Below are 6,457 nucleotides of genomic sequence, written 5' to 3' on the forward strand. Positions count from 1 at the left end.
TACAGGTGATCAGTAATTTAACAGACTTGGTATAACTCTCCACTGCTATATTTGGGAAGTATATTATTGTTCAGCATTAACAATTTTATGTCTAACAAGGCAGGAGGTTGTACTCAATAGCTAGTTATTGGTAACAAATTTAATGATGTTAGGCTTAAAATAGTTTGTAGAGTAACTTTGCTTAACTAACCTGAGCTGGATTAGGGTCTGTTGAGATTTCAGTGTTAAACTTTATTCAATTTAAAACGGATTAAATCTGAAGGATTTTATCGCGACACGAGCTTTAAATCATAGACATTCTAGTTAGACTGATGTGATGATCTCCTCCCTATATGGCATCTATGTGCCATGATTGAAGTTGTTACCCAATCAAAACGACTAACTCCCGACTACTCAAGGTGAGGGTAAGATCTAGCCTGAGCTATTACATATGAGATTGTTTTTTTCTCTGTGAAGATTATTATGATCGTTATGCATTAAAAGGAGCCTACCTTATAAAGTTTACTCCTTTATTTACTTTCTGATTAATCAGTTTTTCTCAGAAATTAATTCATACTCTGTTTTACAAGTAAGGCCGCGGTTTCTTCCTCAGCGTGTACAAAAGATTTAATTTCTATATCTGAAAGCGCTAATTTTTCTTCAATTGAATTCACTTTCACAACTAAGTTCGCATGAGGATAATATTCAAGTACTGACTCACATATTATTTGTTTGTTTTTCAAACTATTAACTGTGATGATTATACTACTTGTCTGTTCTACTTTTAGTGACTCTAATACAGGCAGTTTATCTAAGTGGCCAAAATACGCATCAAAACCACGTTTTCTTGCTAACAACACATGCTGTAAGTTATCCGAAATGATAACAAATTTTACACCCTTCTCAGCTAACTCTTTCGCGACAATACGCCCTAACGTTGTATAACCACAAACAATAGTATGATTTGAAGCATTGATTGAATCAATTTTATCTGACTCAAAAAACTCAACAACAAAAAGAGAAGCTATTTTATAAATATTATTGACCATAAATGGCGTAATGATCATAGACAACACAGTGATCAATATAAGAAAGCTGCCTAACTCTTCCGTAATAATATTTTGGTTTAGCGCTAATGCAAAAATAGCGAATGAAAACTCGCCTACTTGGCACAATGCTATCGCCGACTTTATTGAATCACTTTTATTGGCTTGTCTGATCATTAATAGGTAAATAACCAAAGCTTTTACTAGCATTACCATTATCAAAGTCGCTAAAACCCAATGGAGGTTATACATGAAATAGCTAAAGTCTATTTTTGTTCCAATAGAAAAGAAAAAAGCTCCTAACAGTAAATCTTTATAAGACGCGATATCCGATTCAACTTTTATATGAAACTTGGTTTCAGCAATGATCATACCTGCAATAAAAGCACCTAAAGAATAAGTAAAGCCCATTTCATGTGCTATTAACGATGTCCCTAACACAATAGTAAACACTGAACTTAGAAATAATTCTTCCATACGAGCGTTTGACGAAAAGTGTAATAACCAAGTGATCAGCTTTTTACCAAGGGTAAACATAAAAATAATTATGCCGCTAGCGTACAGTAAAGTTTTTAATAAAACGTCGGTAATAGAAAGTTCATTATTCGATAGAAAACTCAATAATAATAAAATAGGGATAACAGCTAAATCTTGAAAAACTAAAATTGCAACCGACCTTTCACCATAAGGAGTGACTATATCTTTCGATTTTTTTAAATAAGGTAGAACTATCGCCGTTGAAGATAGACTAAATGAAAGTGCAACAATTATTGAAGCTGTTGCACCTAAATTAAATATATAAAATGCAGCTACAAAAATAATAATAGAGCTCAACGCAACTTGAATAAAACCGTTTACAAAAATGAGCTTTTTAAGTTTATCTAACTTAGCAAAAGACATCTCTAAGCCGATAGTAAACATCAAAAAAACAATACCAAACTCACCGATTAGATCTAACGAATGAAGATCTCCACTGCCATTAAAATCAAATATATTACTAATAATGGTGCCTGTAATAATGTAACCGATGATATGAGATATAGAAAACTTGGTTAAAAATATGTTTATGACACTTGCCATTGCCAACGAAAAAGCAATTATGACGAGAATTGAGTCCATATTATTTCCTTTAAATAAATGATAATAGAAGATGCATATAAAGCGATGTGGAGAAATATAATAAATATGATTTCATATAATTTGAAATATACATATTCAAAAAAAGTGACCTAGTACCAATTAAGGACTTAAGGCTAACGGATTAATTATAAATTATATTAATATAATTTATATTATAAACAATGCATATTACAGGCCATTTTGATAAACACAAAACGTTTAAAAAATTAAATTATTTTAAATTATTATAGTGTAAACAGCATAGCGATTTACGCTACCCGTCTTACCTAGTTTATTAATCTAGTATTAATAGCTAATTCAACATACTCCATACCTTCTAATGTAGAAACTCAATAACCACCCCTTAGGTAAATGCCCTTATATAGTGCACTCTGCTCTATTATTAAAAGCAGACAAGGTAGAGCATGTGACGTGTAACTGACTACACGAACATGCGATAACACTGTATAAATTTCAAATAAACACTACCTTTAGAGTCATTTTAATTGAATAAGATGATTAAAAGCTAATTAACAAGTTAAACAGTTGTTAGCGCGTAGTAAAAAATTATAACTCTGCAAAAAAAACAACATATTGAAAAATAACCCCCACCTTACTGGTAAAGCAATAAAAACCGACTAAACTTACCAATAAAGAAACCAAAAAAACTATAAAAACCCAAAATAGGCATTACCAATTTAAATTTAAAACAACAAATTGGTTGTAATAGATATTAAAATACCATATAAATAACACAGATCTTAATTAAGAGGACTTCTTTAAGATCAATAAAACAATAAAAACAACTATTACCAATATTAATTATTTGGTAATAACAAAAAAAACACTAAAATATAAAATCAATCACTTTTGTGAGGGGAAATTCAATGAAACTTAACAAAATAAGTTCTGTACTTAATTTTAACAAGTTCGGTAAAACTAACGTAGCAATCTTCGGCGCCACACTAACAGCAATGTTAGCAATGCCAACATACGCAGCTGAAGCTGAGACTGAAATAAACGACGAAAATTTAGAAGTGATTTCTGTAACAGGTATGCGTAGTTCACTTACCAGTGCTCTTGCTGAAAAACGTGATACAAGTAACATGGTTGAAATAATCATGGCTACAGATATCGGTAAATTACCTGACCAAAACTTAGCTGAAGTTCTTGAGAACCTTACAGGTGTACAAATAACAAGAACAGCTGGTGTTGGTACCGGTGTTCAAATTCGTGGTAGTAACTCTAACCGCGTAGAAATTAACGGTGCTTCTACTGTTGGCGCAGGTGATGGCCGTAATGGTATGAGCTTTGAAGATTTATCTGCAGCTATTATTGCCGGTGTAGAAGTAACAAAAGCATCAACAGCTAAAACAACTGAAGGCTCTGTTGGTGGTACAATCAACTTACGTACTATTCGCCCTCTAGAATTATCAGAAACACTAGGCTCTGTTCGTATTCAAGGTGAAGACAGTAGTTTAACAACTGACGGTATTATGCCTCGCCTTTCTGGTGCATACGGTGACAACTGGGAGCTTTCTTCTGGTGGTAAAATCGGTGTTGTAGTAAGTGGTAGTTATGCTGAGCAAGAAGCCACATCATTCCGTCCTCGTGTGGATAGAGATGCAACTCCTACTACAGATAATGCCGCAACAGGCGACTATGTTGGTATTCAATTCTTAAACCAAGAATTAGAAAACTTTGAATATGAAACAACAAACTTTGCAACAACTTTAGAATACGCACCAAACGATGATATGAAATTTTTCGTTGATGCTGTTTTAACTTCACAAGAGCAACGTCAAGAAAGTACTCGAGTTCAAGCTTCCGGTGTTGCCGCTTTCACTGGCGCTAGTGTACCTGACTCTTTTGAAACTGTTAACTTTGGTTCATTAGATGGTGTTAACTTAGGTAGTATGCAGTTTGCTCAAACAGGTATCATTGAGCCTAACCCAGCTATTCATGACTCAGATCCAAACTTACGTTTTAATAGCGACACGGGTGCACGTGTAACTGACTCACAAGTATTCAGAATTGGTGGTGAATGGCAAGGTGATGATTTATTTATTAGCTCAGAAATTGCACATGCATCTTCAGATACAACAACACCTTCTTATAATTCGCAATTAAACTTTATCAACCCTAATGCACCAATAACTTCTGCAAATGATAATGGTGTACCGTTTGAATACGATTTAACAGGTGACAAATTAACATTTGGTATCGCTGAAGATTCTATCTACGCACCAAGCACTGCTGAGTTATTAGACCCTTCAAATGTAGTATTAGATCAGGTTGATATTAGCCGAAGTAGTAATGAGAACTCTGATACGTCATTCCGTATAGATTCTACATACTTCATTGATGACAGTATTATTACTTCAGTAGATGCAGGTATCCGTTTAAACAAAACCAAGCATGATGCTGTAACTCGTTCTGACCGTATTGGTGGTTTCAGTAAAATGGTAGATAGCCCAAGCGGTGATTTATTTGAGGAGCTACTTGTTAAAGGACCTAGTAACTTTGGTGCGTCTGATGGTAGAGCTTTAGCGATGCGTGATTTCTTAATCATCGACCCTGATTTAGTTTTTGCAAACCCTGATGCCGTTACTGATATTCTAGTTGATGCTATGACACAACATGGTGGTAATGTAGATGCCCCAGACTTAACACCTAGTGACACAGCTGTTTTTAGCATCGAAGAAGAAACTATTGCTCTTTATGCTCAAGCAAATTTTGAATATGAAATGGTACGTGGTAACTTTGGTGTTCGTCATGTTTCTACTGACATTTCATCAACAGGTAACTCTGTAAATGGTGGTGTTGTAGAATCGGTAACGACTACAGCTGATTATAGTTATACTTTACCTCGTTTAAATATCGTTGCTGATGTAACTGATGATGTTATTGTTCGTTTAGGTTGGGGTAAGGATATTAGACGTCCTGATTTTGGTGATTTGAATACATCAGTTGAATTCGGTACTAACGAAAACCAAACAGTACAAATTGGTAACGCAGGGCTAGAGCCTGAAGAAGTAACTTCATTTGACATATCTGCTGAGTGGTATTTTGCCGAAGCAGCAGTTGTAAGTATTGGTTACTTCCAAAAAGACATTTCTAACTTATTTGTAACTGATATCGATTACGCAAGCTACGGCTCAGATAATTTACGTGAACCAGGTCCTACTTGTAGTTCAGGTATTTACAACCCATCTGTTCAACCTAATACCTTAGGTGATCCTAATACAGAAGGCCTATGTGTTGACCGTGAATCATTAGGTAATGACTCTGCAAAAATCAAGCAAACTGGTATTGAAATGGCGTTCCAATATGACCTTTCAAGCTTTGAAAAAGACTTAGGTTGGGCGTCAGGTTTTGGTTTTTTAGCTAACTACACAATTCAAGATTATAAAGGTGGCTCTGCAACTTACTCAGCTTCAAGCCGTGGTGCGCAGATATTTAATGCCGCTAATGGTGTTTATGACGAAAATGATTATGTAGATTACACTTTAAAACAAGGTCTACTTGATTTCTCAGAAAATGCATACAATGCTTCAATCTACTATGAGAAGTACGGCCTTTCTGCAAGAATGCGTTACACTTGGCGTGAAGAATACCGCACTTTAGATACTGCTGCGGGCGCAAGTCTTACTTCTACATTAGGTTACCCTGTTGTTACAGAAGACAGAGGACAACTTAACGCGAGTGTAAGCTATGACGTAACTGAAGAGTTAAATATTGGTGTTGAAGCAGTTAACTTAACTGAATCTGATATCACTCAATCATGTGTTAACTCTGGCGCATTATTATGTGCTCAAGGTATCACTGACCGTCGTATCACTTTCGGTGCAACTTACACGTTCTAATATATTAGGTTTTCAGGTAAGCCTGAATAGGTTTACCTAACCATTTAATAAATTAAGAAAATGTTTACTATTAAAAGCCTATCAATTTCTAATTGGTAGGCTTTTTCCTTCTCCTTTTCATTTCCCTGTATAAAGTTTTTTTAGTTTTACTAATTAAAATACGTTCGTGATTTATTATTTTTTTAATTAAATCTATAAAATTCTTAACAATATAAATAGATTAAAAACAAAGAGCTGAGTCAGTTTTATGCAAAATAGACTATTCAAGTTTATGACAATCCTGTTGAACGTATTGTTAATTAAAGGTCAAAGCATCCTATTTATAATAAATAAAAATAAAGAATTAGATTTAATAAGAAACAAATCAATGAATTTAATACGTTAAGTGTTGTAAGCTTTGTATTATTCGTTGAAGTCATACCAATTTTATTAAATTTCTTCCCAACT

The 6,457-nt window shown here is 34.1% G+C and carries 2 protein-coding genes; one reads left to right on the forward strand and one right to left on the reverse strand.

The window, feature by feature from the left end:
• Positions 1–545: 545 nt before the first annotated feature.
• Positions 546–2,144 (reverse strand): cation:proton antiporter, encoded by a 1,599-nt coding sequence (locus KO502_RS05640; RefSeq protein WP_216021596.1) that lies wholly within the window; start codon positions 2,142–2,144, stop codon positions 546–548.
• 974 nt (positions 2,145–3,118) lie between these two features.
• On the opposite strand from KO502_RS05640, the gene KO502_RS05645 reads away from it, so the two are divergent.
• A complete protein-coding gene (locus KO502_RS05645) occupies positions 3,119–6,010 on the forward strand; it encodes a TonB-dependent receptor (RefSeq protein WP_354668305.1) in 2,892 nt (963 codons plus the stop codon).
• Positions 6,011–6,457: the final 447 nt, after the last annotated feature.

This window comes from Colwellia sp. E2M01 (assembly GCF_018860585.1).
Classification (GTDB): domain Bacteria; phylum Pseudomonadota; class Gammaproteobacteria; order Enterobacterales; family Alteromonadaceae; genus Colwellia.

What these genes read in the sequence shown, in the direction of transcription:
- KO502_RS05640 (WP_216021596.1), bottom strand. Translation starts at nt 2,144, where the DNA reads ATGGACTCAATTCTCGTCATAATTGCTTTTTCGTTGGCAATGGCAAGT.
- KO502_RS05645 (WP_354668305.1), top strand. Translation starts at nt 3,119, where the DNA reads ATGTTAGCAATGCCAACATACGCAGCTGAAGCTGAGACTGAAATAAAC.